The organism is Kitasatospora sp. NPDC048365, assembly GCF_043200835.1.
GTDB lineage: Bacteria > Actinomycetota > Actinomycetes > Streptomycetales > Streptomycetaceae > Kitasatospora > Kitasatospora terrestris.
This window is the reverse complement of record NZ_JBICYJ010000003.1, coordinates 166803-192297: the sequence shown is the minus strand read 5'-3', so window position 1 is coordinate 192297 and position 25495 is coordinate 166803. Positions and strand designations below refer to the sequence as shown.

At 75.7% G+C, this 25495-nt stretch carries 25 protein-coding genes; 10 read left to right on the top strand and 15 right to left on the bottom strand.

Annotated features, from left to right (window positions below; all coding sequences use genetic code 11):
- The first annotated feature begins 8 nt into the window (after positions 1-8).
- A complete protein-coding gene (locus tag ACGFX4_RS04145) occupies positions 9-185 on the top strand; it encodes a DUF1508 domain-containing protein (protein ID WP_345700959.1) in 177 nt (58 codons plus the stop codon).
- Positions 186-271: 86 nt separating this feature from the next.
- On the opposite strand, the gene ACGFX4_RS04140 is transcribed toward ACGFX4_RS04145, so the two are convergent.
- The gene (locus ACGFX4_RS04140) at positions 272-1336 is read right to left on the bottom strand and encodes a S1 family peptidase (RefSeq protein ID WP_393070067.1); all 1065 of its coding nucleotides are present in this window, start codon (positions 1334-1336) and stop codon (positions 272-274) included.
- Positions 1337-1611: 275 nt separating this feature from the next.
- On the opposite strand from ACGFX4_RS04140, the gene ACGFX4_RS04135 reads away from it, so the two are divergent.
- Positions 1612-2214 carry a hypothetical protein gene (locus ACGFX4_RS04135; protein WP_393070065.1) on the top strand — a complete coding sequence of 201 codons (603 nt, stop codon included), beginning with the start codon at positions 1612-1614 and terminating at the stop codon, positions 2212-2214.
- Positions 2215-2247: 33 nt separating this feature from the next.
- Here the strand turns inward: ACGFX4_RS04135 and ACGFX4_RS04130 are convergent, their stop codons facing one another.
- Both ACGFX4_RS04130 and ACGFX4_RS04125 read right to left on the bottom strand, forming a co-directional pair.
- Positions 2248-5148 (bottom strand): caspase family protein, encoded by a 2901-nt coding sequence (locus ACGFX4_RS04130; RefSeq protein ID WP_393070063.1) that lies wholly within the window; start codon positions 5146-5148, stop codon positions 2248-2250.
- Between the two features lie 4 nt (positions 5149-5152).
- Entirely contained in the window at positions 5153-5512 is a 360-nt protein-coding gene (locus tag ACGFX4_RS04125; RefSeq protein WP_393070061.1) for a hypothetical protein, read from the bottom strand.
- A 164-nt stretch (positions 5513-5676) separates the two neighbouring features.
- Between ACGFX4_RS04125 and ACGFX4_RS04120 the strand changes: the two genes are divergently transcribed.
- A complete protein-coding gene (locus tag ACGFX4_RS04120; protein WP_393070277.1) occupies positions 5677-5946 on the top strand; it encodes an acylphosphatase in 270 nt (89 codons plus the stop codon).
- A gap of 9 nt (positions 5947-5955) precedes the next feature.
- On the opposite strand, the gene ACGFX4_RS04115 is transcribed toward ACGFX4_RS04120, so the two are convergent.
- Genes ACGFX4_RS04115 through ACGFX4_RS04105 form a run of 3 tightly spaced genes read right to left on the bottom strand, consistent with a single transcriptional unit; the run spans position 5956 to position 8735 of the window.
- Positions 5956-7038: a hypothetical protein gene (locus tag ACGFX4_RS04115; RefSeq protein ID WP_393070059.1), complete on the bottom strand. Its 1083-nt coding sequence runs from the start codon at positions 7036-7038 to the stop codon at positions 5956-5958.
- Positions 7039-7080: 42 nt separating this feature from the next.
- Positions 7081-7875 carry a RimK family alpha-L-glutamate ligase gene (locus tag ACGFX4_RS04110; RefSeq protein ID WP_393070057.1) on the bottom strand — a complete coding sequence of 265 codons (795 nt, stop codon included), beginning with the start codon at positions 7873-7875 and terminating at the stop codon, positions 7081-7083.
- A complete protein-coding gene (locus ACGFX4_RS04105; protein ID WP_393070056.1) occupies positions 7872-8735 on the bottom strand; it encodes a RimK family alpha-L-glutamate ligase in 864 nt (287 codons plus the stop codon). The genes ACGFX4_RS04110 and ACGFX4_RS04105 overlap by 4 nt, the downstream gene beginning before the upstream one ends.
- Before the next feature lie 312 nt (positions 8736-9047).
- On the opposite strand from ACGFX4_RS04105, the gene ACGFX4_RS04100 reads away from it, so the two are divergent.
- From ACGFX4_RS04100 to ACGFX4_RS04090, 3 genes are all read left to right on the top strand, one after another.
- A complete protein-coding gene (locus tag ACGFX4_RS04100) occupies positions 9048-9683 on the top strand; it encodes an AAA family ATPase (RefSeq protein WP_393070055.1) in 636 nt (211 codons plus the stop codon).
- Positions 9684-9853: 170 nt separating this feature from the next.
- Complete coding sequence (locus ACGFX4_RS04095) at positions 9854-10609, top strand: hypothetical protein (protein WP_393070053.1); 756 nt, start codon at positions 9854-9856, stop codon at positions 10607-10609.
- A gap of 139 nt (positions 10610-10748) precedes the next feature.
- Entirely contained in the window at positions 10749-11096 is a 348-nt protein-coding gene (locus tag ACGFX4_RS04090) for a DUF805 domain-containing protein (RefSeq protein ID WP_393070051.1), read from the top strand.
- Positions 11097-11187: 91 nt separating this feature from the next.
- On the opposite strand, the gene ACGFX4_RS04085 is transcribed toward ACGFX4_RS04090, so the two are convergent.
- The 5 genes from ACGFX4_RS04085 to ACGFX4_RS04065 form a co-directional block, all read right to left on the bottom strand.
- Complete coding sequence (locus ACGFX4_RS04085) at positions 11188-11772, bottom strand: hypothetical protein (RefSeq protein ID WP_393070049.1); 585 nt, start codon at positions 11770-11772, stop codon at positions 11188-11190.
- 54 nt (positions 11773-11826) lie between these two features.
- Positions 11827-13308, bottom strand: coding sequence for a M16 family metallopeptidase (locus tag ACGFX4_RS04080; RefSeq protein ID WP_393070047.1), 1482 nt, complete (start codon positions 13306-13308; stop codon positions 11827-11829).
- A 24-nt stretch (positions 13309-13332) separates the two neighbouring features.
- Positions 13333-13980, bottom strand: a complete 648-nt coding sequence (locus ACGFX4_RS04075) for a response regulator (protein ID WP_393070045.1) — start codon at positions 13978-13980, stop codon at positions 13333-13335.
- 37 nt (positions 13981-14017) lie between these two features.
- A complete protein-coding gene (locus ACGFX4_RS04070) occupies positions 14018-15613 on the bottom strand; it encodes a sensor histidine kinase (RefSeq protein ID WP_393070043.1) in 1596 nt (531 codons plus the stop codon).
- 138 nt (positions 15614-15751) lie between these two features.
- Positions 15752-18283, bottom strand: coding sequence for a SpoIIE family protein phosphatase (locus ACGFX4_RS04065; RefSeq protein WP_393070041.1), 2532 nt, complete (start codon positions 18281-18283; stop codon positions 15752-15754).
- Positions 18284-18400: 117 nt separating this feature from the next.
- On the opposite strand from ACGFX4_RS04065, the gene ACGFX4_RS04060 reads away from it, so the two are divergent.
- Complete coding sequence (locus ACGFX4_RS04060; RefSeq protein ID WP_393070039.1) at positions 18401-19342, top strand: polysaccharide deacetylase family protein; 942 nt, start codon at positions 18401-18403, stop codon at positions 19340-19342.
- 105 nt (positions 19343-19447) lie between these two features.
- Positions 19448-19816 (top strand): hypothetical protein, encoded by a 369-nt coding sequence (locus ACGFX4_RS04055; RefSeq protein ID WP_393070037.1) that lies wholly within the window; start codon positions 19448-19450, stop codon positions 19814-19816.
- A gap of 40 nt (positions 19817-19856) precedes the next feature.
- On the opposite strand, the gene ACGFX4_RS04050 is transcribed toward ACGFX4_RS04055, so the two are convergent.
- The 3 genes from ACGFX4_RS04050 to ACGFX4_RS04040 all read right to left on the bottom strand — a co-directional run bounded on the left by ACGFX4_RS04050 (position 19857) and on the right by ACGFX4_RS04040 (position 22070).
- Positions 19857-20111 (bottom strand): hypothetical protein, encoded by a 255-nt coding sequence (locus tag ACGFX4_RS04050; RefSeq protein WP_393070035.1) that lies wholly within the window; start codon positions 20109-20111, stop codon positions 19857-19859.
- Positions 20112-20200: 89 nt separating this feature from the next.
- Positions 20201-20938 (bottom strand): transglycosylase family protein, encoded by a 738-nt coding sequence (locus ACGFX4_RS04045; protein ID WP_393070033.1) that lies wholly within the window; start codon positions 20936-20938, stop codon positions 20201-20203.
- Positions 20939-21437: 499 nt separating this feature from the next.
- Positions 21438-22070, bottom strand: coding sequence for a LysE family transporter (locus ACGFX4_RS04040; protein ID WP_393070031.1), 633 nt, complete (start codon positions 22068-22070; stop codon positions 21438-21440).
- A gap of 177 nt (positions 22071-22247) precedes the next feature.
- Between ACGFX4_RS04040 and ACGFX4_RS04035 the strand changes: the two genes are divergently transcribed.
- Complete coding sequence (locus ACGFX4_RS04035; RefSeq protein WP_393070029.1) at positions 22248-23846, top strand: sigma-70 family RNA polymerase sigma factor; 1599 nt, start codon at positions 22248-22250, stop codon at positions 23844-23846.
- 16 nt (positions 23847-23862) lie between these two features.
- Here the strand turns inward: ACGFX4_RS04035 and ACGFX4_RS04030 are convergent, their stop codons facing one another.
- Positions 23863-24276 (bottom strand): STAS domain-containing protein, encoded by a 414-nt coding sequence (locus ACGFX4_RS04030; protein WP_393070027.1) that lies wholly within the window; start codon positions 24274-24276, stop codon positions 23863-23865.
- 390 nt (positions 24277-24666) lie between these two features.
- On the opposite strand from ACGFX4_RS04030, the gene ACGFX4_RS04025 reads away from it, so the two are divergent.
- The gene (locus ACGFX4_RS04025; protein WP_393070025.1) at positions 24667-25491 is read left to right on the top strand and encodes a VOC family protein; all 825 of its coding nucleotides are present in this window, start codon (positions 24667-24669) and stop codon (positions 25489-25491) included.
- Positions 25492-25495 lie beyond the last annotated feature (4 nt).

Below are 25495 nucleotides of genomic sequence, written 5' to 3'. Positions count from 1 at the left end.
GCATTCCGATGGCAGGTAAGTTCGAGCTGTACGTGGACGAGTCCGGCAACCACCGCTTCCGGCTCAAGGCGAGCAACGGGGCGATCGTGGTGACGGGCGACCCGGAGGAGAGCCGGGAGCAGTGCCTGAAGAGCATCGAGTCGATCCGCAAGCTCGCGCCGTACGCGCAGCTGCAGGAGGCCTGACCGGGCTCGAACGCCGAGGGCGCCGGCCGCGATGTCGCGGTCCGGCGCCCTCGGCGTGCCGGCGGGGGTCAGTGGGGCGGTGGGGGTCAGTACACGCTGACGCCGTAGGCGCTGAGCGCCTCGGTGACCGGCTGGAAGTACGTGGTGCCGCCGCTGCCGCAGTTGCCGCTGCCGCCGGAGGTGAGGCCGTGGGCGGTGTTGCCGGAGTAGAGGGCGCCGCCGCTGTCGCCGCCCTCGGCGCAGACGGTGGTCTTGATCAGGCCGCGGACGGTGCCCTCGGCGTAGTTGACGGTGGCGTTGAGGGCGGTGACCTTGCCGCTGTGCACCTTGGTGGTGGAGCCGCTGCGGTAGACGGTGGCGCCGACCGACGGGGTGGAGGCGGCGGTGATCCGCCGGGTGGTGCCGTTGTAGAGGTCGACGGCGGACGGGGGGACGGTGCCGTTGGTGTACTTCACCAGCGCGAAGTCGTCGCTCGGGAAGCGCGAGTTGCTGGTGGTGCCGAGCCTGGTGGTCTGCCCGCTGTTGGCGTACCAGGTGGAGACCACGTTGCCGCAGTGGCCGGCGGTCAGGAAGTAGTACGTGGAGCCGGAGCGCACGTTGAACCCGAGCGAGCAGCGGTAGCCGCCGCCCCAGATCGCGTCGCCGCCGGCCAGCCGGGTGGACAGGGTGTCGGCGGTGCGCTCGACGCGGACGGCCTGGCCGAGGCCGCGGGCGGTGTGCTGGAGGCGCTCCAGGGCGGCGCCGGTGACGGTGGCGTCGGCGGTGACCACCACCTGGTCGGTGGCGGGGTCGACGGCCCACGCGGTGCCGGGGATCGCGGCGGAGCGGTCGAGTTCCGCGGTGGCGGCCTGCAGCTGGGTGCCGCTGCGGGCGACGGTGCGCGGGACGGCGCCGGTGGCGCGGACGGTGTCGGCGGCCGCCCGGTCGGTGACGGTCACGACGAGCCGGCCGGCGTCGTCGAGGTAGGAGCCGGCCGTCCGGTCGGCGCCGAGGCGGGCGTCCAGGTCGGCGGCGACGGCGTTCGCGCGCTCGGCGGAGAAGGGGGTGGTGGGGGCGGCTTGGGCGGGCAGGGCGAGAGCGGTACCGGTGAGCAGGGTCGCGGCGGCGGTGACGAGGACGGCGGCGCGACGGCTGGTGCGGCGGTTCCTCATGCGGGTCTCCCTCGGTCCGGCGGTTGGGGGCCGGCGGTGCGGGCACGACCGGACGGTGCATGCCCGGGATCGACTGTGGGGAAGTGTCGAGCCGTCACATGTCCACGTCAAGAGTGTCGGCCGAGGATTCGCCAAGCCGCCCGCGGCTCTGCACACACCGGTTCGCGTGCGCAAGAGATCTCCGCGAATGCCTCACAGGCGGCACCTGTCCCCGGTCGCCGTGCCATGCCTAGGCTCGGCAGATCCTCCCGAACCGTGGAAGCCGAAAGACACCCATGAGCTACTGCGCGCCGTGCCGGCGCTACCTCAACGGCGCACTCTCCTGCCCCGGCTGCGGCGCCCGGGCCACCGTCGGCCCGGTGCCGGGCGCACCGCACGCGGCACAGGCGCCGCACCCGCCGGAGGCGTCGACCGCCCTGCTGCCGGCCGTCCGGCCGGCCGGCTCCCTCGCGCAAACCCCCGGTACCGCCCCCGACCGGCGCCGACGCCCGTCCGGCCGCGCGGGCCGGCGGATCGCGGTGCTCACCGCCGCCGGGCTGGTCCTCGGCGGCGCCGGTGTCCTCGCCGCCGCGAACACCGACGCGGGTGCGGATCCGGCCCAGCCGGCGCCCACGTCGCAGCCCGACCGGCTGCCGCAGCCCTCCGTCTCGACCGCCCTGCCGCTCCCGAGCAGCGCCAAGCCGAGCGCCGGCACGGCCAAGCCCTCGCGCAGCGCGAGCAGCAGCGCCAAGCCCAGCGCCAGCGCCACCCCGTCCTCGGCCGCGCCGACGACCGCCGCTCCCACCACCGCCGCGCCCCCGACCCAGGCGACCACGCCGCCGAGCCCGAAGCCCTCGCCCTCCCCCACCTGCACCCCGGTCCTGTTCTGGTGCCGCTGAGGCCCGGCGGGCCGGTCCCGCGCTGACCCCCGCTCAGCCCCCGGACGTACCGGAGCCGCCGGACTCGCCCGAGCCGCCTGGCACCAGCAGGACGGCGAGCTCGCCGAGCAGCCGGAAGAGCGTGTCGGTCCGGTCGCCGCGGCACTCGGTCGGCAGCAGGACCCGGACCGCGTCGACGAGCAGCCGGTGCGGCCGTCCGTCGCCGAGGGCGCAGATCCAGGCCAGCGCGCCGAGCAGCGCCGCCGAGGCCAGTGGCTCGGCCTCGGCCCACCGCTCGGCCGCCGTCCGCAGCACGCCGACCAGGCGCAGCCCCCGTTCCCGGTCGCCCGCCTGCACGGCCGCCCAGGCGAACGCGGTCGCCAGGGCGACGCCGGGGAGCGACGCGTCCTGCAGGACCTCGTCGGCCAGCTCCTCGATCTCCTCCTCGACGCCCTCGAACATCTCCGCGACGAGCTCGGCCGGCGGACCGCCCGCCAGGCCGAACCAGGCGGAGGCCAGCACGATCGCCAGCCGGCCCACCACCTCCGCGTCGTCGTCCAGGGCCCGGCCCAGCAGCCCTGCCGCCTGCCGCAGGAATTCCGCGGTGTCCGGTTCGCCGGCCAGAGCGCCCACCCAGAGCGTGGTGGAGTCGAGGGTGAGCCGGTCGGTGTCGGCCAGTTCGTCGGTGTCCGCCGCCCGGGCCAGCCACTGCCGGTGCAGGTCGACGCGCCCGGACATGACCGCGATCAGTGCCGCCAGGACGTGCGCGAGGCCCCGGCCCAGCCCGTCCTCGTCCTTCAGCCTGTCGCCGTCCACGACCTCGCCGGCGGCGGTGGTCGCGAGCTCGTGCAGGCCCAGGTGGGCGGCCGCCCAGCCGGCGAGCAGGCCGAGCATGATCCGGTCGCCGGCCGCGGCGCCCTCAGCGCGGGCCGTCTCCAGGACGCGTTCCAGGTACGGCCGTCCCTGCTCCGGGCCGCCGGTCCGGCCGGCGAGCCAACCGAGCGCGGCCAGGCCCATGCCCTTCTCGCCGGCCTCCAGGTCGTCGAAGGCCGGTGCCAGCGTGGTGATCAGTTCGGCCAGGCGTCCCTTCGGGGCGCCCCGGGTGCCCGCCCACGCGCCGGCGACCCGCACGATCCGTTGGTCCTCGCCGTCGAGTTCGCGGCCCTCGGCCAGCCGGACCAGATCGGCGGCCCGGTGCGGCAGCCCGGCGGCCGCGTACAGCGTCGCCACCGCGGTCAGGGCGAACGCGTGGCCCGCCTCGTCGCCGTCCGCGACGGCCTCCGCGAGCGCCCGGACCCGGTCCAACTGGCCGCTCGCCCCGCCGGGCAGGCCGAGCCGGGCTCCCACCCACTCGACTCCGACCGCGAGGACGGCCCTGAACGGGTCCGGCTCCTCCCCGGGGTCCGTGTCGCTGCGCACGGCCCTGCGCTGCGCGTCCTGGATCAGCTGGGCGTGCCGGACCGCGCCCGGCCGGTCCCCGGCGCGGTCGAGCGCGAACGCGTACCCGGCGCCGGCCGCGGTCCGGAGGGTGCTGTCGGTGAGTGAGCGCAGCAGGTGCGGGACCGGCCGGAGGTAGCGGGCGGCCCGCGGGCGCTCGCCGCACCGGTCGGCCACCAGGGCGAGCCCGGTCAGGGCGAGCAGTTCGCCGAGCGGGTTGCCGTGGACGGTACGGGCCAGGTCGAACGCCCGGTCCAGCAGGCCGGCGGGGTCGGGCAGCGCCCAGCCGGTCACCGCGACCGCGGCCGTGCCGACCGGCCCGTCGAGCGTCACCCGGCCGTCGAGCGGGCCGGGTTCGACCCGGGCGGCGGTGACCCGCAGCCGGTCGCCGTCGATCCAGGCGCGGACGGGGCCCTCGGTCCGCAGCCGCGACAGTCCGGCCAGCGGCAGCGCGCCGAGGGCGAGTTCGGCGGTCGGCCGGGCGGCGCCCGGGCGGAGCAGACCGAGGTCCACCGGGGTGGCGGGCAACTCCAGCCGGATGTCGGCCAGTTCACGGTCGGCGGCGGTGGAGACCCGGCGGCTGTCGTCGCCGGACAGCTCCTCCAGGCGGCGCAGCGCGGCCAACGCGACGGGCAGATCGGCGCTGCGGGCGAGCGCGCCGAGGTCGCCGATGCCGATCTCGCGGATCCGCGGGTCGGCTTCGGCGAGCAACCGGGTCAGGTCGGCGGGCAGTTCGCCCTCGGTGACCGCGCGCCGGGGGCTGCGGGCCACGTACAGGCTCTTGCGGATGCCGAACTCCCAGCGGTCCGGGGTCTGTCGGGGGGATTCGGCGCGGACCCGCTCGGCGACGTACTCGTACAGCTCGCCGAGCGAGACCAGGCCGTCCTCGTCGCGGTCGGCGTCGCCGGAGCGGATGCCCTCGACCAGGGCGCTGGTGAAGACCGAGGCGGCAGGCTCGCCGTGCCGGCCGGTACCGTCCTTCTCGAGGGCCCACTCGGTGGCGCTGGAGGCGGTGAGCACGGCGAGGCCGCGGCCGCCGGAGATCGCCTCACCGACCCGCTCGCCGAGGTCGAGGGCGTCGGTGGAGCGGGCCAGCGTGCCGCGGGCGAACGCGCCGGCGAAGCAGCAGTCGAGCAGCAGCAGGGCGCTGGACGCCCGCCCGGCCCGCATCATGCGCAGGACGGCCGCGCTGTCGACGCCGGTCGACACCAGGCGCTGCGGGCGGGTGTTGCTCGCCGCGAGGTAGAGCCCGCCGCCGTCGTCCTTGAGGCCGTGGCAGCCGAAGTGCAGCAGGACGTCGTCCTGTCGGCCGCTGCCGGCGAGCAGTTCCTCCAGGTGCTCGGCCACTTCCCAGCTGCGCGGGTTGGCCAGCACCTCCACCTCGAAGGCGCCGAGCGAGGGGTCGGCCAGGACCTCGGCCAGCGCCTCGGCGTCCCGCAGCGGGGTGGCGAGGGCGGGGAGGCGGTCGTCCAGGTAGGTGTCGACGGCGACGAGCAGTGCCCGGCGGCGGCCCGGCACGCCCTCAGTCCCTGCGGACGGCGGCGACGAACGCCTCCACGGCCCGCTCCTGCTGCTCCGCGGTGGCGTCGCCGAGCACCAGGGTGGCGTCGCCGACCGTCAGTTCGACGGTCCGCTCGGGTCGCCGTTCCCGCCAGGCCCGCAGCACCTGGACGACGGTGCGCAGCAGCGCCGCGGAGGCGCCCATCGCCACGACCAGTTCGCCGACGGTGCCGCCGTCCACGGCCCGGGCGCCGTCCGGGGCCTCGGTGCGGGCCTGCGCCACCTCGGTCACCGGGGTGTCGAGCAGCTCGGTGTGCACCGCCGCGGTCAGTTCGTCGAGTTCCTCCGGCTCAGCGCCGAGGTCGTTCAGCCGTATGCTCATCGTCACATCTGACACACCGCCACATGTTGCCACAGCACCGCCTCGCCGAGTCACCCGTTGGCCCCAACTCCGGTGCGGGGGCGGGCGACACGGCCTCCCGGACGGCCGGGTCGGCGCGGCGGGTGCGGTATACCTGCGGGGGAACGGAGAGGCAGGTGGCCGCGGTGATCCGTCGGCGGGTGCTGGTGTCGGGGCTGGTGCAGGGCGTGTTCTTCCGGGACACCTGCCGCCGGGAGGCGGCCGGTCTCGGTGTCGCCGGCTGGGTGCGCAACCTGCCGGACGGGCGGGTGGAGGCCGCGTTCGAGGGTGAGCCGGAGGCGGTGGAGCGGATGATCGCCTGGTGCCGGCGCGGGCCGAGCCGCGCGGTGGTCGGCGACGTCCGGATCTCGGACGAGGAGCCCTCGGGCGCCTCCGGCTTCGAGGTCACCGGCTGAGGCGCGTCCCTACCGCTTCGCCAGTGCGGGGTAGCCGGGCAGCGGCGGGGCGTCCCAGGTGGCGGCGACCCGGTCCAGCAGGGCGCGCATGGTGGCGGCGAACGCGGGGTACTCGGTCAGTCCGGCGGCCTGGCGCCAGCGGTGGACGAGCAGTTGGCGGACGGTGGCGACGGGCCGCCGGGTGCGGTGCAGCGGCCGGTCCTCGGCGCTGCGGGCGAGCAGCCGGACGGTGGCGTCCACCGTCCACACGGCGACGGCCTGCCGGATCCCGGCCTCCCAGACCGTGTCGTCCGCGAGCCGCGGGTACCGGCCGACCACCTCGGCGCGGTACGCCCGCTCGGCGGCGTCGGCGAGGTCGGCGGGGAGGTCGAAGACGCACCAGCAGGTGGAGAACGGCATCCGGCAGTACGCGGCGGTGAGGAACACCGACTGGTAGCCGCAGGTCTCGAAGTCGATCAGCCGCAGCCCGCCGGCGGTGATCAGGTTGTTGTCGGGGCAGGTGTCGCCGGGGGTGAACGCGGGGTAGTCCGCGCCGCCGGCCGTGCCGATCGCGGCCAGCTCCTCGGCCAGGCCGGGTTCGACCGCGAGGCCGGCGGCCTCCAGCAGCGCGGGCAGCGATTCGGCGTTGCGGGCCTGCCACGGGTCGAGCGACCAGATCGGCAGCTCGGTGCGGGCGTAGCGGAGCGCCGACGCCTCGAACTCCCGTCGCCGGTCGACGGAGGCGGCGCCGAGCGCGCCGAGGCCGCGGGCCCAGGCGAGCAGCGCGTCCCGGACGGCGTCCGGGTCGTCGCCGAGCAGCAGGTCGGCGAGGGTCGGGGCGGTGCCCAGGTCGGTCATCACCAGGATCGGCCGGTCCTCGTCGGGGAGGGCGGCGAGCAGCTCGGGGCCGCCGAGGCCGAGCGCGAGTCCGGCGGCCTCGGCGGCGAACGCGCGCAGGGCGCCCTCCTCGTCGGCGAACGCCTTGAGGACCACCGTCCCGCCGTCGGCCGTCCGGCAGCGCAGGACGGTGCTGCGCGGGCTGCCGCCGAGGTCGAGGGGGTCGCTCAGGGTGGTGCCCAGAGCCTGGCCGGCCGAACGCGTGATCGTCTCCACCCGCGCCATCCTGGCAGGTTCACGCCCGCCTGTGCACCCGCATCAGGCTGCCGATTCCGGCAGCCGCCGGGGGCGGTGCCGGCCGGCCGCGGTGGCCAGCGCGAGGGCCGCCAGCGCCTCGGGCGCGCCCGCCTGGCCGCGGACCCCGGGGAAGGCGTTCACATCGACGACCACCGGCCGCCCGCCCGCGTCCAGGACGTCCACGCCGTACACGTCCAGCCCGAACGCCTCGCCGCAGGAGAACGCCAACTCCCGGTAGCCGTCCGGCAGTCGGTCGAGGTCCAAGCTCCGGGACGCCCGCACCGGGCCGTCCGCCAGCTCGGAGTGGCGCAGCTCGGCGAAGAGCCGTCCGCCGACCACCCACAGCTTGTGGTCCCAGCCGTCCGCCGGGGCCGGCTCCTGCACCACCACGTCCTCGCCCGGCCACTGCGCGGCGAGCTCCGCCAGCTGCTGCGCCGAGGAGACCAGGGCCACCAGGTCCTGCTTGCTGCTGCGCCGGCTCTTCACCACCACCGGCCGCCGGTAGGCGAGTCGGTCGACCGGGCCGGCGTGGGAGGTCTCGGCGAACGGCAGTCCGGCGTCGCGGGCGCACCGCGCCATCGCCACCCGGTCCTGGCAGAACCCGGTCGAGGCGGCGGAGTTGAGGACGGGCGTGCCGGACTCCTCCAGCCGCCGGGCCTGTTCGAGCGCGGCCGGCGTCCGGGCCTTGAGCAGCACCACGTCGCAGCCCTCCCCCGCCGGCACCACCCGGTGGCCGCCGGCCCGCAGCACCTGCGCCGCGCCGGCCAGCAGCGGATGGTCCGGCGCGTGGGTCAGCAGTCCGACGGCGACCGTCACGACGCGGCCCGCACCGACTGGACCGGCACCGTGACCGACGGCCAGGAGGAGCCGTTGGTCGCCAGCCGGACCACCGTCCGGGCCACCGTGGAGACCGCGTCCGGCACCTGCCGGAAACTCGGGAAGTCGTTGACGTCGACCACCACCGGGCCGTCCGGGCCGAGCAGAATGTCCACGCCGTACAGGTCCAGCCCGAACACCTCGCCGACCTGCGCGGCGACCGCCGCGACCTCCGCGCCGAGCGCCACCGGCCGCTCCCGGTGCGGGTGGTGGGGGTGCAGCGGCGAGGTCCGTTCGGTGGCGAACAGCTCGCCGCCCGCGCAGTACACCTTCAGGTCCAGCCCGGCGTTGGGCACGTACGGCTGCGCGATCAGCAGGCCCTCGCCGTCCACCAGTCCGGCCAGCAGGGCGAGTTCCTCCGGCCGCTCGACCAGGTGCACCGACCGCCCCGAGCTGCCGTCGGCGGGCTTCACCACCAGCGGGTAGTGCGCCTCGGGTATCGCGGCGAACTCCGCCACGTCCACCGCCGCCCAGGTCGGCGGGACCGGCAGGCCCCGGTGCGCGGCGATCACGGCCGCCTGCGCCTTGTCACGGACCGGACGGATCGACCGGGCGTCGTTGACCGTCGTCAGGCCCACGGCCGCGGCCGCCTCCAGCAGCCCGAGCCCCGGCCCGCCCGACACCGTCTTCAGCACCCAGGCGTCGTGCCGGCCGGAACGGACCTCGGCGGCCAGGTCGACCAGCGAACTACCGGGGCGCAGCACGTCCACCCGGTGACCCCACTCGGTCAGCCGGCGCACCACGTCGAGCGGCATGCCGTCGTTGCGGTAGTGCTCCTCGACCAGAAAGCAGAACCTCATCCCCCACCACGCTCCCGTCCCCGCCCGGGGATCGCCCGGGGTTGTTCCAGCGCCCCAGGATGCCACGGATGGCCCGGCCAAGATCGCCCGACCGGTCCTGAAACCGCAACAACCGGGTCACAGCGGGCCACCGCACCCGGTCCGTCGTCACAACTCCGTCCCGAAGCCGTCCCCGCAGGCCACAGCCGTGAAACAGCCGCGCCCTGGGCATGGCCACGGCATTACGCTCCCTTGGTGATTCCTTTCCCGAGCGGGGAAGACTACCGACGACGGCAAGGAGGCAGGGTGCGGGACTCCGCCAGAACGGTCCACGTGCAGGACATACCCACCACGCCCGGGCAAGGCGACCGGGTGGGCCCGGCCGGCGCGCTGCGGCCCAGCGGGCTGCACGACCTGCGCGGCCGCCCGGCGCCCGTCGTGCTCGGCTACCCGGCCGGCGACCTGGTGGTCGTCTCCGGGCTGCCCGGCGGCGGCAAGAGCACCCTGATGCGGCGCTGCGCCCGCGCCCCGATCATCGACTCCCAGCACTCCCGGCTGCTCTTCGAGCACCGGCTGCCCCGGCTGCTGCCGTACGCGCTGTACCGGCCGCTGGTGCGCGTCTTCCACTACCGGCGGCTGCGGCGGGCGCTCGCCGCGGGCGGTCCGCTCGTCGTGCACGACTGCGGGACGCTGCCGTGGGTCCGCACCTGGCTGTCGCGCACCGCCGCCCGGCAGGGGCGGGCCCTGCACCTCATCCTGCTCGACGCGAGCCCCGCCGAGGCCGCCGACGGCCAGCGCGCCCGCGGCCGCCGCGTCTCCACCTACGCCTTCGCCCGCCACCGCCGCGCCACCGCCGCTCTGCGCACCCGCCTCGACACCGCCGGCCCCACCGCGACCGGCCTCGCCACCGCCGTCCTCCTCGACCGTCCCGCCGCCCGCGACCTCCAGGACATCGAGTTCACCGACTGACCGCCGCCGCACCCCGACCGGGGCGGCCGGAGTCACGGCGCGGCCGGGGGCACGGTGCGGCGGGGCGGTTCACTCCTTCGCCCGGCGGATCACCCGATCCAGGGGGCCGGTCAGGTGAGCCGGAGCGTGCCGTCGCGCGGTGGCGCGAGTCGGCTGGCTACCGTACCGGCATGCCGACCCCCCAGCCCTCGTTCGGGCCGCGCGTCCGCCAGCTCGCGGACCGCCTGAGCGCCCAGTACCGCACCGCGATCTCCCCGCAGTACGACCAGGGCCGCCGTTCCTGGACGCTGCGCTGGTACGACGGTCCGACGGCCGAGTCGGTCCGGGCCGCGCTCGGCCGGGCGGAGCCGGAGCACGCGGCCGTGCTGGTCCGGCGGGACGTGTCGACCCGGGCGCTGGCGCTCGCCGCGATCCGGGAGACCCGGGCCGGGGCGATGCACCGCTTCGTGGGCAGCTGGGGCCAGCGCTACCACCTGGAGCAGCTGCTCGTCGACCGGGCCGATCCCGACCGCCCGGAGGGCCCGCGTGAGGCGGCGATGCTGGAGCGCCTGCTCGCCGCCGCCACCGAGGGCGGCCGCTGGTCGGCGCCCGACGAGTCCCGCGCCTTCGAGCTCGTCGCCCGCCACGGGATCGCGTGGCTGCTGCCGACCGACCGCCTCGCCGGCCCGGACGACCGGGACGGGCTGGCGCTCCGGCCGCTCGAGTACCTGACGGCCCGTTACGCGACCGGCGTGCACCGCACCGCGTGGGAGACCGCGCTGGCCACGCTGCCGCTGCGCACCGCGGTGACGGCCGCGCAGGCGGACCCCGAACCGGTGCCGGACGCCGCCCGCGCCGCGCTCGCCCTGCTGCCGGACCTGCGCGCGCAGCTCGCCGGGGAGCTCGACCGCGCCCAGGAGCAGCTCGCCCGCGCGGCGCACTCCTGACACACCGTCACCACCCGCCACTGCCATGGGAGTTGCGTGTCACATTCACGCATCGGGCCCCTCCGGCTCCCTTGACGCCCCTTGCGGCCCGCCGTACGGTCACCTGGCTCACCGTCCTGGGGGAACAGGGGGAACGGCCATGGAGTGGTACCTCGCGGTGCTCAAGAACTACGCCGGATTCGAAGGCCGGGCGCACCGCCGGGAGTTCTGGATGTTCACGCTGGTGAGCGTGGTCATCTCGATCGTCCTGACGATCATCGACCGGATCCTGGGCATCCGGGTCATCGACAACCTCTACACCCTCGCGGTGCTCCTCCCGAGCCTCGCGGTGGGTGCCCGCCGACTCCACGACACCGGCCGCTCCGGCTGGTGGCAGCTGCTGTCGATCACCGTGATCGGCATCGTCCCGCTGATCTGGTTCTGGGCGCAGGAGGGCAGCACGGAGGCCAACAAGTACGGCACCGTCCCGGCCCCCGCGGCCGCCTGACGCCCACCGGCACCGACACCGACACCGACCGACATCGACGACGCGTGGCCGGCGGATCCTTCCGGATCCGCCGGCCACGGCCGTGTCGCGTTCAGCGGCCCTTGGCCTCGAAGCGGGTGAAGTCCCGTCCGGCCGGGCCGGCCTGGCAGAACAGCGACTGCCCGACGACCGTGTCGGGCGCGCCGACCAGGGCGCAGAGGCTGCGCAGCAGGTCCTCGGACGAGGTGCGGGTGCCGTCCGGCGCGGGGTCGTTGCGGATCGCTCCGAGCGCGTGGACGTCCGGCAGCCCGGCCTTGGCGGCGACCTTCGCGCAGCACGTGTGCCAGTCGTGCAGGTCGGCCTCGCGCGCGGCCGGGTCCTCGGGCGGGGTCCAGTCCTCGGCCCAGCCGATCGAGTCGTAGCCGCCGCCCGGGTAGAAGGCGGTGGCGCCCGCCCCGCCGTCGCCGGCCTCCAGCAGCCAGGTGGAGGCCTTGAGCTCGCCGGCCAGCCGCCACGCGGGGTCGATCAGGCGGCCGCGGGAGATCCGGCCGAAGCGCGGCTTGGGCGGGTCGAAGAGCAGGGCCGTCCCGCCGGCCCGGTCGGTCCCGGGGTAGAGGTAGCCGCCGAGCTTGGCGCTCTGCAGCGCGGTCAGCACCCGGTCGGCGGGGGCGGCGGTGACGACGGCGTAGGTGGGCACGGTGGTTCTCTCGTACGTCGGGAACGGGACGGGACAGGACGGGACGGGCGCGGGTCAGTCGGCGGGGCGCAACGCCGAGGCCGCGTAGCGCAGTTCGGCGGGCACGGCGTCGTCGACGGCCCGCACCGCGGGGCCGAGGTCGGCCCACAGGTCGGGCAGCAGCGGGATGACGCAGGTGGAGCGGCCGAAGACGATCCGGCCGGGTCCGCGCATCTCGACGCCGACCACCTCGGTGTACGGGACGTGGTGCACGGTGCCGTCGGGCTCCCGGGCGTACAGGCCGGTGTCGGTGACGACCAGCCGGGCCCGGCGGGCGGCGCCGTAGCGCAGCCGGTCGAGCAGCGGGGCGCGGAAGACCCGGCCCTCGGCGGGCAGGCCGTCGGCGGTGGCGGTGCACGCGCTCTGCGGGAGCGGCGAGCCGTCGGGGCGGCGCACGTCCAGCTCGACGTCCTCGGGGACGACGACGAGCGCGGTGTCGAGGGCGGCGGCGAACGCCTGCCGGACCTGCTCGGGGGTGGTCGCGGCGGCCTCGGCGAGCCGGGCCTCCGGGGCCCGGTAGGTCCCGTCGAAGAGCAGTTCGGCCGCGGCCTCGCCGAGCTCGTACACGGTGGAGCGCGGGTCCTGCCAGACCTCGCGCAGGCTCTCCACCTCGTCCGCCAGTTCCTGCTCGGTCACGCCGTCGCGGGCGAGGCGCAGGGCCTCCTCCCAGAGCAGCTCGGCAACCTTCTGCTCCTGGCCCTCGCGGGCGTCCAGGCTTATGGTCCGTTCGCCCGCGCCGGGGCCGGTGTACACGGAGGCGGAGCCGACGTCGTAGGAGAGCCCGTGCCGGTGGCGGACGGTCTCGCGCAGGCGCTGGGCGAGCACCTGGGTGGCGAGGGCCAGGGCCTGGTCGTCGAGGTCGCCGTGCAGGGCGAGGCCGGGGCCGGGGACGCAGTCCTCGCCCCAGGAGGGGCCGGTGTTCAGGACCGGCTGGGCGGCGCCCCGCACGGGCCGCTCGCCGGCGGGCAGCGGCAGCCGCAGGCCGGCCGGCGGCGGGCCGGTGAGGACCAGCACCGCGTTGCCGGCGTGGAAGTAGCGGGCGGCGGTCTCCCGGACGGCCTCCGGCGGGATCCGGTCGGCGCCGGGCCCGCGGTAGGCGGCCAGGCCGACGCCCTGGATGCCGTAGCGGCGGGAGAGCAGCTCGCCGGTCTGCGGGTCGGCGACCCGGCCGCCCTCGGCGGCCAGCACGCCGGCCTCCTGGTCGATCCGCTCCAGCGGGAGCGCGCCGAGCGCGGTGCAGACCCGCTCCAGGAAGGCGGCCACCTGCTCGGGGCGGCCGGTGCAGGTGAACTGGGTGAGGCTCAGGTCGACCGACGCGTTGTGGTCGTGGTGCAGCCGCGGCAGCGTGCTCATCGCCAGGTGCTCGATGAGGTGGGTGACGCCGAGCGTGCGCAGCGTCTCGTCCCGGGCGCCGCACCCGAAGACCAGGACGGCCTCCAGCGGGCCGGGCGCCTCCGCCCACAGAACCGGAACCGTGTCGATGACCTCGTGTTTCACCGGGCGATCATAGGCACACCCAGGTCACAGGACGGCATCGCGGGCGAGCAGTGCGGCCTGGACCCGGTTCTCGCAGCCGAGCTTGGCGAGGATCCGGCTGACGTACGTCTTCACGGTGGCCTCGCTCATGTGGAGCCGGGCACCGGTGTCCGCGTTGGAGAGGCCCTCGCCGAGCAGGTCGACCACCTCGCGTTCGCGCGGGGTGAGGGCGGCGAGGCGCTGCCTGGCCGCCTCGCCGCGGACGGTGGCGGGGCCGGCGGCCAGCGAGTCGACGATGTGTCGGGTGGCGGCGGGCGAGAGGAAGGCGTGGCCGGTGGCGGCGGCGCGGACCGCCTGGATCAGTTCGCCGGGCGCGGTGTCCTTGAGCAGGAACCCGGCGCCGCCGGCGCCGATCGCGCGCAGCACGTTGTCCCGCTCGCCGAAGGTGGTGAGCACGATCGCCCGGGCGCCGGGCGCCACCCGGGGCAGTTCGGCGAGGGCGGCGAGCCCGTCCATGACCGGCATCTGAATGTCCAGCAGCACCACGTCCGCGCGCAGCGGGCCGGCCAGGTCGAGCGCCTGCCGGCCGTCGGCGGCCTCGCCGACCACCTCGATGTCGTCGGCGGAGGTGAGGATCATCCGGATGCCGGCCCGGATGAGCGGCTCGTCGTCGGCCACGAGGACGCGGATCACGTGCGGAGTCTCCCGGTGGGGGTGGTCGGGCGGTCGGCTATACCTTGCCACGGACGTGCTGCTTGTCGATCAGCACGCCGTCGCGGAAGCAGAACCGCACCGCGTCCTGGGTGGTGCTGAAGCCCACCTCGGTGTCGGTGGTGAACCAGCGGCAGTCCGCGCCCGGCGGCTCGTCGGGCAGCAGCTTGTGCAGGTCGCCGGTGAGGATCCGGCTGCCGCGCGGCAGCCGGGCGTCGACGGCCGCCTGGTCCTGCCCGACCTCGATCGACTCGTAGACGCTCAGCGGGACGGTCGAGTTCTCCGCCGCCTCGATGAACTGCACGACGCCCCACACCAGGACGCCGAGCACCGCGGCGACCACCACCAGCGCACCGCACGCGCAGCCCAGCGCGGGGCTGCGCCGGCGCGGCGGGTCGAGGGCGGGCGGCAGCTGGGCCAGGTCCTCGTCCTCGGCGGTCTCGGCGCCGGGCCGGCCGTCCGCCCGGTACGGCAGCACCCCGGCGAGCCGGAACCCGCCGCCGGGCGCGGCGCCCGAGTGCACCATCCCGCCGAGCAGCCGGGCCCGCTCCCGCAGGCCGGTCAGCCCCTGGCCGCCGCTGACCGCGGCCGGCTGCCCGCCCTGCGGCGCGGGGCCGTTGACCACCTCGACCAGCAGCGCGTCCGGCTCCCAGCGCAGCGCCACCGTGATCGGGGCGGCCGGCGCGTGCTTGTGCGCGTTGGTCAGCCCCTCCTGGACGATCCGGTACGCGGCGTGGCCGGTGGCGGCGGCGAGCGGGTGCGGTTCCCCGTCGCGGCGCAGCTCGACGGCGGTGCCGGCGGCCCGGGAGGCCTCGACCAGCTTCTGCACCGCGTCGACGCCGCCCGCCTCGGGCACCGAGTCGTCCCGCAGCAAGCCGACCACCTCGCGCAGTTCGCGCATCGCGCCGGTGGCGGCCCGGCGCAGCACGGTCACCGTCTCGCGCTGGCGGTCGGTCAGCGTCCGGTCCACCTCCAGCGCGCCGGTGTGCACGGAGAGCAGGGCGAGCTGGTGGCCGAGGCTGTCGTGCATGTCCTGGGCGATCCGGTGGCGTTCGCGCAGCCGGGCCTGGTGGGCGATCATCGCGCGCTCGCGGACCAGCTGTTCGTTGCGCTCGCGGAGCGTGCTGAGCAGGGTGTGCCGCTGCGCGCGGTAGCGGCCGAACACGCCGGGCAGCACGGCGAGCAGCAGGAACCCGGTCACCGTGACCCCGAGCAGGCCGGGCAGCGGCAGGTCGTCCGGGTCGATCAGGAACGCGGTGGCCGGTACCAGCAGCAGCGAGCCGAGGAACCAGGCGGCGGCCGGCAGCGCGCGGACGATCCGCCGGCCGGCGGAGTACCCGGCGACGGTGAGCAGCGGGACGAACCCGCCCGGCCCGGCCGAGCAGAGCGCCGCGGCGACCAGCACCGGGCCGGGCAGGCCCCGGCGCAGCAGGTACAGCGCGGCCGTCGCCGCGCCGACCGCGGCCGCCCGCAGCGGCTGCCCCGTGCCGAGGATCTCGATCCCCGCCCCGAGCAGCGCCAGCAGGAGGGCCCCGGCCCCTTCCCGTACCCGGGCCCGCCGGTCCCACGGCCCGGGCAGCGCGCGCCGGACCAGCCCCTTCACCGTCTCGCTCACCCGCCGAGGCTAACCCGGACGATCCGGCGCCGACTGCCCTCCAAAGTCGCCCCCGCCTCCGACGAAAGTCGCTCCCCGCCGGGTCCGCCCACGGGGCGGTACGGAGGCCGGCTCCCCGTGTGGTCCGGGAGCGACGGCCTACCCGGAGGGTTCGCGGCGGGTGAGCAGGAGGGCAACGTCGTCGGCGCGGTGCTCGATGCGGCTGGCGCGGCCGAGCAGGAGGTCGGCGAGGGCCTCCAGGTCGGGGGCCGCGGCGTGGGCGAGGGTGGTGCGCAGCCGGTCGATGCCTTCCGAGACGGCGGTGCCGGGCCGTTCGACCAGGCCGTCGGTGTAGAGCGCGATGATCGCCCCGGCGGGGAGGGTGCCCCGGGTCACCGGGTACTCGACGCTGCGGTCGATGCCGAGCAGCGGGCCGCCGGCCACGTCGAGGATCTCGGTGCGCCCGTCCGCGCGGCGCAGGAGCGGGGGCAGGTGTCCGGCCCGGGCCGCGATGTAGCGTCCGTCGGCGGGGTCGAGCCGCAGCAGGCAGCAGCTGGCGAGCAGTCCGGCGTCGAGGTCGACCAGCAGGTGGTTGGTGCGCGCGAGGACGTCCTGCGGCGAGCTGCCGCCGGTGGCGAACGCCCGTGCGGCGGAGCGCAGTTGGCCCATCACTGCGGCGGCGCCGACGTTGTGGCCCTCGACGTCCCCGATGACCAGCCACACCCCGCCGGCGGTGGCGACGGCGTCGTACCAGTCGCCGCCGATCTCCATGCCGCGGGTGCCGGGCAGGTACCGGGCCGCGATGGTGAGTTCGGGGACCTTGGGGAGCCGGTGCGGGAGCAGCGCCTGCTGCAGTCCGCGGGCGAGGGCGAACTCGGCGTCGTAGAGGCGGGCCCGTTCGAGGGCCTGGGCGATCAGGCCGCCGAGGGCGGAGAGGACCGCGCGGTCCTCGGCGGTGAAGGTCCGCCGCTGTTCGAAGCCGAGGATGCAGCTGCCGACCGGGTGGCCGGAGGCGATCAGCGGCAGGAACGCCCAGGCGTGCATCTCGTCGCGGGTGATGCCGGGGTAGGCGGCGTCCAGCTCGCCCTCGGACTCGAAGAAGATCGGCGCGCCACTGACCAGCGCCTCGGTTCCGGGCAGCCGGGCGCGCAGCGGCGTGCCCTCGAAGGGTTCGAGGAATCCGGCGGGGTAGCCGGTCTGGGCGACCAGGTGCATCCGTCCGGAGCGCGCCAGGTAGAGCGCGATCTCCTGCCCGCCGAAGCCGGGCAGGATCTGGTCGATCACACAGTCGCAGACCTCCTGCACGGTGACGGCCTCGGTGAGCGCGCTGGCCAGTTGCAGCAGGTGGTAGACCGCGCCGACGCTGGCCCGGGTCGGCGGGGGCGCCTCGGGGAGGGTGGTGCGGTGGTCGCCGGGCGAGGAGGCGGGGATGATCCGTCCGGTCAGTCCGTGGGCGTCGGGGTAGAGCGAGAAGGCGAGCCAGTGGTCGGGCGGGCGGCAGGCGAGGAAGGCGGTCGGCTGCTGGGAGAGCATCGCGGCGCGGTAGCGGTCCTCGTAGGCGGGGTCGGCGAGCCAGGTGAGGACCGACCAGGGGTGCCGGCCGAGTATCAGGTCGCGGTCGGTGTCGAGGAGCAGCTCGGCGCTGCGGTTGAGGTAGCCGAGCCGGCCCTCGGGGTCGAGGGCGAAGACCCCGTCGCGCAGCCGTTCGACGGCGGCGACCGCGGCGCCGGCCGCGCCGGCGTCGAGCACGGCGACGACCAGGTGCGAGCCGCCGCCCACCGCCCGGCCGCGCAGGTCCAGGACCCGGTGGCCGCCGTTGGGGTCCAGGGTGCGCACCTGCCGGGCGAACCCGCCGCCGCTGCGCGCCGCCGCGCGGGCGGTCTGGCGCAGCAGGTCGACGTCCTCGGGGACGATCCGCTCCAGCAGGGTGGCGCCGCGGCCGTCGAAGTCCTCGATGCCCAGGATCGTCGCGAGCTCGTCGTCCACGCTGAGCCGGTTGTCGGCGAGGTCCCACTCGAAGAAGCCCAGCCGCAGGGCGCCGCCGCTCGGGTCCGGCAGGGAGACGGCGGCGGGGTAGCCGTCACCGTGCACCCGCTCCCCGAACGGGGCGAGGGCGGCGCCCATCCGGTGGGCGGCGGCGCGCAGCTGGCGGCGGGCGGCGGGCGGCGGCCCGGCCGGGGAGGCGGGCCAGAGCACGGAGAGCACGCCGAAGACCTGTTCGCCGTCGACGATCGGGACGGCCGCCGAGGCGTAGGCGTAGGGCATGCCGACGGCGAGCCGGGGGTAGCGCCGCATCGCGTCGTCGGCGCCGGAGAGCAGCACGGTGCGGCCGGTGCGGTAGGTCTCGGCGACGGGCAGCGGGGCGGCGACCGGGATCCGCCGGAAGGCGTCGAGCAGGGCCAGCGGCACGCCCGCGACGGCGCTGATCACCAGCGAGCGGCGGTCGGCGGAGCGCAGGTAGAACACGCCGCCGTAGGCCGCGGTGGTGCGGACGGCCTGGACCAGGGTGTCGGCCAGCAGCGGCCCGACCTCCTCGGCCCAGGCTCCGGCCGGCGGCCCGTCCAGGACCTGCAGCAGTTCGTCGGAGGGGGGCAGGAGGACGTCGGGGGTCGCGGCAGGCGACGGGTCGGGCCGGTCGCTGCCGCCGAGGGGTGGCGGGCTGTGCGGGTCCGCCGGCACGCCCTGGCGCATGTTCTTCTCTGTACGCCGCGCCGCCGGGGGCTGTCAACCGCTGCCGGGCCGGGCACCCGTGGGCCGTCCGGGTGAGAGCTGGTTGGTCCGGTCGTGGCATGGGGACGATCCGCCGGTATGCCGATCGGATCATCCACCCGCCGTAGTCGGGCGCTCACCGGCGCCGCCTGCCTGAGCGCCGTCCTGACCGCCGCGCTGACCGGCTGCGGCACCTCGGCCGAGCAGGCCGCACCGCCGCCCGCCCAGGTCCCCGCCGCTCCCCCGGCCGGGCGGCCCGCCGCCCAGCCGGAGCGCGCCGACCGGCAGGAGCTGAACGCCCAGGCCTCCGCGGCGCAGCGCGAGGCCGCCGCGCAGCGCCGCGTCCAGACCGCCCGCCGCTGGGGCCTGGCCGCCGTCCCGCTGCGCGCCCCGGCCGCGCCCAGTAGCAGACCGGAGCTGGCCGAGGGCCCCGGCGTGAAGCGGACCGCCGGGCTGCCGCCGGTGGTGTACCGGGTGCCCACCCAGGACAAGGTGGTCTTCCTGACCGTCGACGACGGCGCCGAGAAGGACCCGGAGTTCAGCCGGATGCTGGCCGAACTGGAGGTGCCGGTCAGCGCCTTCCTCTCCGACTACCTGGCCCGCTCCGACTACGAGTACTTCCGCCGGCTGGAGCGGCAGGGCGTCGCGATCCAGAACCACACCGTCAACCACCCCGACCTGCGCCGCCTGGACGACACCCGCCAGCAGCAGGAGATCTGCGGCCAGCAGGACCGCCTGGAGCGCGAGATCGGCACCCGCCCGCGCCTGTTCCGCCCGCCGTACGGCGAGTACACCGCGACCAGCCTGCGGATCGCCGCCGGGTGCGGGATCACCGCCGTGCCGCTGTGGAACGAGGAGGCGTTCGCCGACCACCTCGAGTACCGCTACGCCGACCAGCGCCTGCACCCCGGCGACATCGTCCTCACCCACTTCCGCGGCCCGGACAGCTGGAAGGGCACCATGACCGACATGCTGCGCCGGTTCCTGGACGCCGCCACCGCGCAGGGCTTCGCCGTCGCCCGGCTGGAGGACTACCTCTGAGCCGCGCCCCGGGCTGCCGGCCGTCCCACCATGCGAAAAGGCCCCACCCGGCGGGGCCTTGACGTGATCGACTGGGCGCTCCACCTCCCCGGAAGGAGCCCCGCGATGCTGCCCTCCCTCGACGGACTGACCTTCGCCCCCACCGGCCGGGCCGAAACCGGTGAGGTCGACACGGCGACCCGGTTCGGCTACCGCGAGCAGGACGGCCGGGTCTGGGCCTCGTACCAGGGCGGCGAGATCGTCCACGGCCACCTGGTTGGCACCCGGGTCGGCGACACCCTGGAATTCCGGTACGTCCAGCTCAACCAGGCCGGGGAGACCAGCAGCGGACGCTGCGTCAGCGAACTGTCCCGGCTGGCGGACGGCCGGCTGCGGCTCGACGAGACCTGGGCGTGGGAGTCCCGCGAGGGCTCCGGCACCAGCGCGGTCGAGGAGGTCCTGCCCGCCCGCCGCGAGGCACGCACCACGTACTGACCGGACCACGTACTGACCGGACCGCCGAGCGGCCGGGGACCTACGCCGCCTGCTCGACCTCGGCGGCCGCCGCCCGCAGCGCCGGCAGGAACGACTCCGCCGCCACGTCCAGCTCGCCCTCGCACAGCGCGGGCAGCAGGCGCGGGGTGACCTCCTCGGCGAAAGCGACCCGCACGCCGGGCCGCTCGCGCCGGTACGCGGCGAGCGCCACGATCGCGTGCGCGGCGCCACTGATCGACGCCTGCCGGCAGACCTCGCGGAAGGAGCGGAGCGAGGCCAGTTCCATGCCGATCATGCGACCTAGGCCCGGCGGCGGAACGTTTCCGGGCATGCCGAAGGCCGCCCCTTCCCGACAACAAGGGGCGGCCACGTTTCGGCGGTGCGTCAGACGCTCAGCACCTGGCCGGGGTAGATCACGTCCGGGTTGGACCCGATGGTCTGGGCGTTCTTGGCGTACAGCGCGTCGGTGCTGGTGCCGTTGGCGCCGGCGATGGCGCTCAGGGTGTCACCGGACTTGACGGTGTAGCTGCCGGCGGCGGTGTTCTGCTCGGCGGCCTGCGGGGCCTGCTGGGCCTGCGGGGCCTGCGCGCGGCTCTCGGAGCGGGAGGCCTTGGCCGAGGAGTCGCCGGTCGACGCCGAGGAGTCGGTGGTCGACTTCGAGGTGGTGGACTTCGCGGCGGTGGAGGACGAGGAGGTGTCCACCTCGGCCGCGGCGCCGCCCTTGGTCAGACCGGCCTGGACGGAGCAGACGGGCCAGGCGCCCGGGCCCTGGTCGGCCAGCACCTTCTCGGCGACGGAGATCTGCTGCGCCTTGGTGGCCTGGTTGGCCTGCGCGGCGTACTGGGTGCCGCCGTACGCGGCCCAGGTGCTGGAGGTGAACTGCAGGCCACCGTAGAAGCCGTTACCGGTGTTGATGGACCAGTCACCGGTGGACTCGCACTGCGCGACCTTGTCCCAGGTGGAGACGGGCGCGGCGGAAGCCGAGGTCGCCGCGACGAGGCCGGCCACCGGAAGGACTGCCACGGCGGTGCCGGCGACGATGGCCGCACGCAGGCGGTTGCGCTTGCGGCCGCCGTTCTCGGTGGTGGCGGTCGCGGTGGCGGTCTCGTTACGGAAGATCATACGGTTCCTTTCGGAAGTCCCGGGGGCAGGCAGGCGGAACCAGGGCTCGGAAGAGCCCGTCCTCGCTCGTACCTGTTGTCGCGGGCGGTCGGCCGAACCGGTCGGTCGGCCTGCGCCTCGGTCACCCCGCGTCCCTGCGGGCGGCGTGTTCGCCGCGCCGGGGAGTCTGTCCTGCTCGGGTGATCCCGGGTGGTGCGCCCTGCACCGGTTTCGAAGTTACGGGTCTTGGGCACCCATGCCAAGCATTCGCAGGTCTTCGCAGCTCAGAGCATGGTTACCGGCGGTACAGCGCGCTCGCCGGCAACGCTCGGGCCGCATTTCACGCGGCCGGTCGCGGCGCCGAGTGACCCGCTTCACCCGGTTTCGGAGCCACTCGGACGGGTGGCGTCGACGGTCCGTGACCGCCGCTCGACGCTGCGCCCACCGTCAACCGCCGCCGCTATGGGCCGGACCACACCGGCCACGGTCCGCCTCCCGCACGGACACTCTCCGTACACGCTCAGCCCGGCCAGGCGAGCCGGATCGCCAGGCAGGCCACCAGTCCGTAACCGGCCGCGTACGTGGCGCGCCGCACCCCCGGCCGCAGCCGGGCCCCGGCCAGCGCACCGGCCGCGGCGAGCAGCTCCTGCCACAGCAGCGAGGCCGCGAACACCGCCGCCACGTACACCGCCCCGCCCGACCCGCCGGACCCGCCGCTGCCCCGGGCCGCGATCAGCGCGGTGAAGTAGAGCGCCGTCATCGGGTTCACCAGGGTGAGCAGCCCGAACCGGACGAAGGAGCGGAACGCGCCGCCCTCGCCCGCGGCCTCCCCGGGCCCGGCCTGCGCCGACTGCGCGGCGCCGCGCAGCGAGAGCAGCCCGCGCACCGCGATCACCGCGAGCAGCGCCGCCGACAGCAGCCGCACCCAGCCCTCGTACCCGGCCAGCGCCCGCGCCAGCTGCGGCCCGACCAGCACTGCCACGGCCGCGTACAGCCCGTCCACCACCGCGACCGCCGCCGCCCCGCTCGCGGCGGGCCGCCAGCCGCGCCGCCCCTCCTGGAGCAACAGGACCCCGATCGCACCCAGGGGCATCGCCACGCCCAGGCCTGCCGCCGCGCCTTCGGCGGCCGTCGTCATCAGGGATCCCGTCATCGCGCCAGGGTGGCGCACCGACCCGGCGCGACGCACCGGGTTTTCGGTGGGCTAGGGTCCCTGGCCAGGCCGGCTCGAATTTTTCCAAACAGGTTTTCGTTATCGGGGCCCGGCCGCCGGATCTCCCAGTACGTGAGGGCAGGACCGGACAGGCGACACACAGAGGTGGACCGCGCAGTGGAGAGCGAACGCGCAGCGGCGCTGGTCGGACAGGCACAGCTCGGCGACCGGCAGGCGACCGCCGAGCTGATCAGCGGGCACCTTCCGCTGGTCTACAACATCGTCGGGCGCGCCCTCTCCGGGCACCCGGACACCGACGACGTGGTGCAGGAGACGATGCTCCGCGCGGTCGACGGGCTGCCCGGGCTGCGCGACCCGTACGGGTTCCGCTCCTGGGTGGTGGCGATCGCGATGAACCAGATCCGCCGCCGCCACCGGGACGCCCAGCCCACCCTGCCGGGTGACGACATCGACTCGGCGTACGGGATGGCCGACCCGGGCTCCGACTTCGTGGGGTTGACCATCGTCCGGCTCGGCCTGTCCGAGCAGCGCCGCGAGGTCGCCGAGGCGACCCGCTGGCTCGACCCCGGCGACCAGGACCTGCTCTCCCTGTGGTGGCAGGAGGCGGCCGGCGAGCTCAGCCGCGCCGAGCTGGCCGCCGCCCTGGAGATATCGCCCGCGCACGCCGCGGTCCGGGTGCAGCGGATGAAGACGCAGCTGGAGGCGGCCCGGGTGGTCGTCCGCGCGCTCGCCGTCAACCCGCCCTGCCCGTGGCTGGCCGAGCTGACCGCCGGCTGGGACGGCGCGCCGAGCGCGCTGTGGCGCAAGCGGATCGGCCGGCACGCGAAGGAGTGCCACGGCTGCGGGCGGATGCGCGACGGGCTGATGCCGGCCGAGGGGCTGCTGGCGGGCCTGGCGATGATCCCGATCCCGGACGCCTTCGGCCACTCCACCTGGGCGCTCACCGCCGCCGCGGGCAGCGGCGGCGGCACGGCGGGCCTCGCCACCGGTGGCGCCGGCGGCGGCTCGGGTGCGGGCGGCTCGGGCGCGGGCGGCACGGGTGCGGGCGGCTCGGGCGGTGGTCACGCGCTGCGTTCGCACCGGCGGGCCGGTGGCGGCGGGCGCCGCCGGGTCGCGCCGCGCGGCCGCAAGCCGCTGGCGGTCGGCGGTGCCGCGGTGGTGGTCGTGATCGCGGGCGTCCTCACCATCGGCCGGCCCGACCCCGCCCCGGCCCAGCCGGACGCGGCGCCGCCGGCCACCACCGCGGTCGTTCCGGTCGCCGTGACCTCCCCCTCCCCCACGCCGACCCCGACGCCCTCGCCCACCCCGCCCCCCACCCCCACGCCGACCCCGACGGCCGTCTCCTCCTCCCCGGCGCCCCGCACGCCCACCGCCAGTGCCCAGCAGCAGGTGCTGGACCTGGTGAACAGCGAGCGCGCCCGCAACGGCTGCGGCCCGATGCGGATGAACGCGCAGCTCCAGCAGGCCGCGCAGCGGCACTCGGACGACATGGCGGCGCGCGACTTCTTCGACCACACCAACCCGGACGGCGTCGGCCCGCAGCAGCGGATCGACGCGACGGGCTACCGCTGGAGCCGCTGGGGCGAGAACATCGCCCGCGGCCAGCAGGGCGCCTCCTCGGTGATGACCAGCTGGATGAACAGCCAGGGCCACCGCGCCAACATCCTGAACTGCTCGTTCACCGAAATGGGCGTCGGCATCCACACCGGCAGCGGCGGCCCCTGGTGGACCCAGGACTTCGGCACCCCGATGTAGCGCGCGGCCCGTCCGGTCACTCGGTGGCGGCCGCCGCCGTGTCCCGCTGCCGGGGCACCACGTCCTGCGGTGCGCCCGGCACGGTGCGGGCGTCGGAGAGGGCGTCCTCCACCGACTCGTGCACGTCGAAGATCCGCTCGATCCCGAACAGCGCGAGCACCTTGCGGGTGTGCGACTCGGCCGGCGGCAGGACGAGCCGCAGCCGGCCGCCGCGCGCGGCGAGCATCCGCCGGGTGGCGACCAGCACCGCGAAACCGGTGGAGTCGCAGAAGTCGAGTCGACCGATGTCGACGACCAGGTGCAGGCAGCCGTCGGTGACCAGCCGCTGGAGGCGCTCGCGCAGGGCGACCACCCCGGCGATGTCGATCTCCCCCGCGACCTGGACCACTGTCCAGCCGTACCGCTCCCCGTAGCTCACGCTGAGTGCCACGCCCGTGCCTTTCTGCTGCTGTACTGCGACAAAAGCGATGTCGGTCCCGGTGGAGCCGGCGAAGATTTTCCCCCGGTCATTTGCGGGCCATGCGGCCTCTGCCCAGCCTCACGCCCGCCAATCGCGCCGGAGGTGACGATTTCGCGGCTGCGGGGCGGATATTCCGCGAATTCCGGGCGCGGGGTGGTCCGGTCCGCTACCTGTCCGCTTGCCCGGGTGTGCACCCGACACGCAGAGCGGCCGGGGATCTTCGCGATATCCGCACGCACGACCCCGGAGATCATTTCCAGCGCGCCCGGCGATACACCTTTCCGGAGCGCGCGGATCCACCTCCGATGGGCCAGTCTGAAATTCGGAATGGTTCGCGAAGATCCACCGGAGGGAATCGCCATGATCACCACCGAATTCGTACCCGGCTCACCCTGCTGGATCGACCTCGGCGCACCCGACCCGCCCGCCGCCGCGGCCTTCTACGGCTCGGTGCTCGGCTGGAAGTACCACCCGATCGCCGCCGAGGAAGGGGCCGAGGCCGACGAGGAGGAGGGCTCCTACGGTCTGCTGAGCTCGGAGGGCGAGGCGGTCGGTGCGATCGGGCGGCTCACCGAGGAGGGCGCCCGCTCGGCCTGGATGATCTACTTCCGCACCGACGACGTGGAGGCCACCGCCCGGGCCGTCGAGGAGGCCGGCGGCACCGTCCGCGTCCCACCGATGGACGCCGGCGGCTGGGCCTGGATGGCGCAGTTCAGCGACCCGCTGGGCGGGCAGTTCGCCGTCTGGAAGCCGGGCAAGTCGCCCGGACTGGAGGCGGTGGACCGCCCGGGCAGCCTCAACTGGGTCGAGCTGTACACCACCGACGCGGCCGGCGCCCGCGAGTTCTACCAGCGCGTCTTCGGGTGGCGCTACGACGACACGGAACTGCCCGACGGCGGGGGCACCTACAGCATGATCACCCCCGCCGGGCAGCCGATGGAGCGGATGCACGGCGGGCTGATGGAACTCCCCGCCGAGGCGCTCGTCCTCACCGGCGGACGCCCGTACTGGCACCCGGTCTTCGCGGTCGCGGACTGCGACACGGCGGTGACCGCGAGCATGGCCGGCGGCGGGTCCGTCCAGATGGGGCCGGACGACACACCCGGCGTCGGACGGCTCGCGGTCTGCCTCGACCCGTCCGGCGCGGACTACGTCCTGCTCACACCGGAGACCCGCACCGCCTGACGGG

Coding starts and splice junctions, on each gene's coding strand:
- ACGFX4_RS04145 (WP_345700959.1), top strand. CDS start 9: ATGGCAGGTAAGTTCGAGCTGTACGTGGACGAGTCCGGCAACCACCGC.
- ACGFX4_RS04140 (WP_393070067.1), bottom strand. CDS start 1,336: ATGAGGAACCGCCGCACCAGCCGTCGCGCCGCCGTCCTCGTCACCGCC.
- ACGFX4_RS04135 (WP_393070065.1), top strand. CDS start 1,612: ATGAGCTACTGCGCGCCGTGCCGGCGCTACCTCAACGGCGCACTCTCC.
- ACGFX4_RS04125 (WP_393070061.1), bottom strand. CDS start 5,512: ATGAGCATACGGCTGAACGACCTCGGCGCTGAGCCGGAGGAACTCGAC.
- ACGFX4_RS04105 (WP_393070056.1), bottom strand. CDS start 8,735: ATGAGGTTCTGCTTTCTGGTCGAGGAGCACTACCGCAACGACGGCATG.
- ACGFX4_RS04095 (WP_393070053.1), top strand. CDS start 9,854: ATGCCGACCCCCCAGCCCTCGTTCGGGCCGCGCGTCCGCCAGCTCGCG.
- ACGFX4_RS04090 (WP_393070051.1), top strand. CDS start 10,749: ATGGAGTGGTACCTCGCGGTGCTCAAGAACTACGCCGGATTCGAAGGC.
- ACGFX4_RS04065 (WP_393070041.1), bottom strand. CDS start 18,283: ATGCGCCAGGGCGTGCCGGCGGACCCGCACAGCCCGCCACCCCTCGGC.
- ACGFX4_RS04060 (WP_393070039.1), top strand. CDS start 18,401: ATGCCGATCGGATCATCCACCCGCCGTAGTCGGGCGCTCACCGGCGCC.
- ACGFX4_RS04055 (WP_393070037.1), top strand. CDS start 19,448: ATGCTGCCCTCCCTCGACGGACTGACCTTCGCCCCCACCGGCCGGGCC.
- ACGFX4_RS04050 (WP_393070035.1), bottom strand. CDS start 20,111: ATGATCGGCATGGAACTGGCCTCGCTCCGCTCCTTCCGCGAGGTCTGC.
- ACGFX4_RS04045 (WP_393070033.1), bottom strand. CDS start 20,938: ATGATCTTCCGTAACGAGACCGCCACCGCGACCGCCACCACCGAGAAC.
- ACGFX4_RS04040 (WP_393070031.1), bottom strand. CDS start 22,070: ATGACGGGATCCCTGATGACGACGGCCGCCGAAGGCGCGGCGGCAGGC.
- ACGFX4_RS04025 (WP_393070025.1), top strand. CDS start 24,667: ATGATCACCACCGAATTCGTACCCGGCTCACCCTGCTGGATCGACCTC.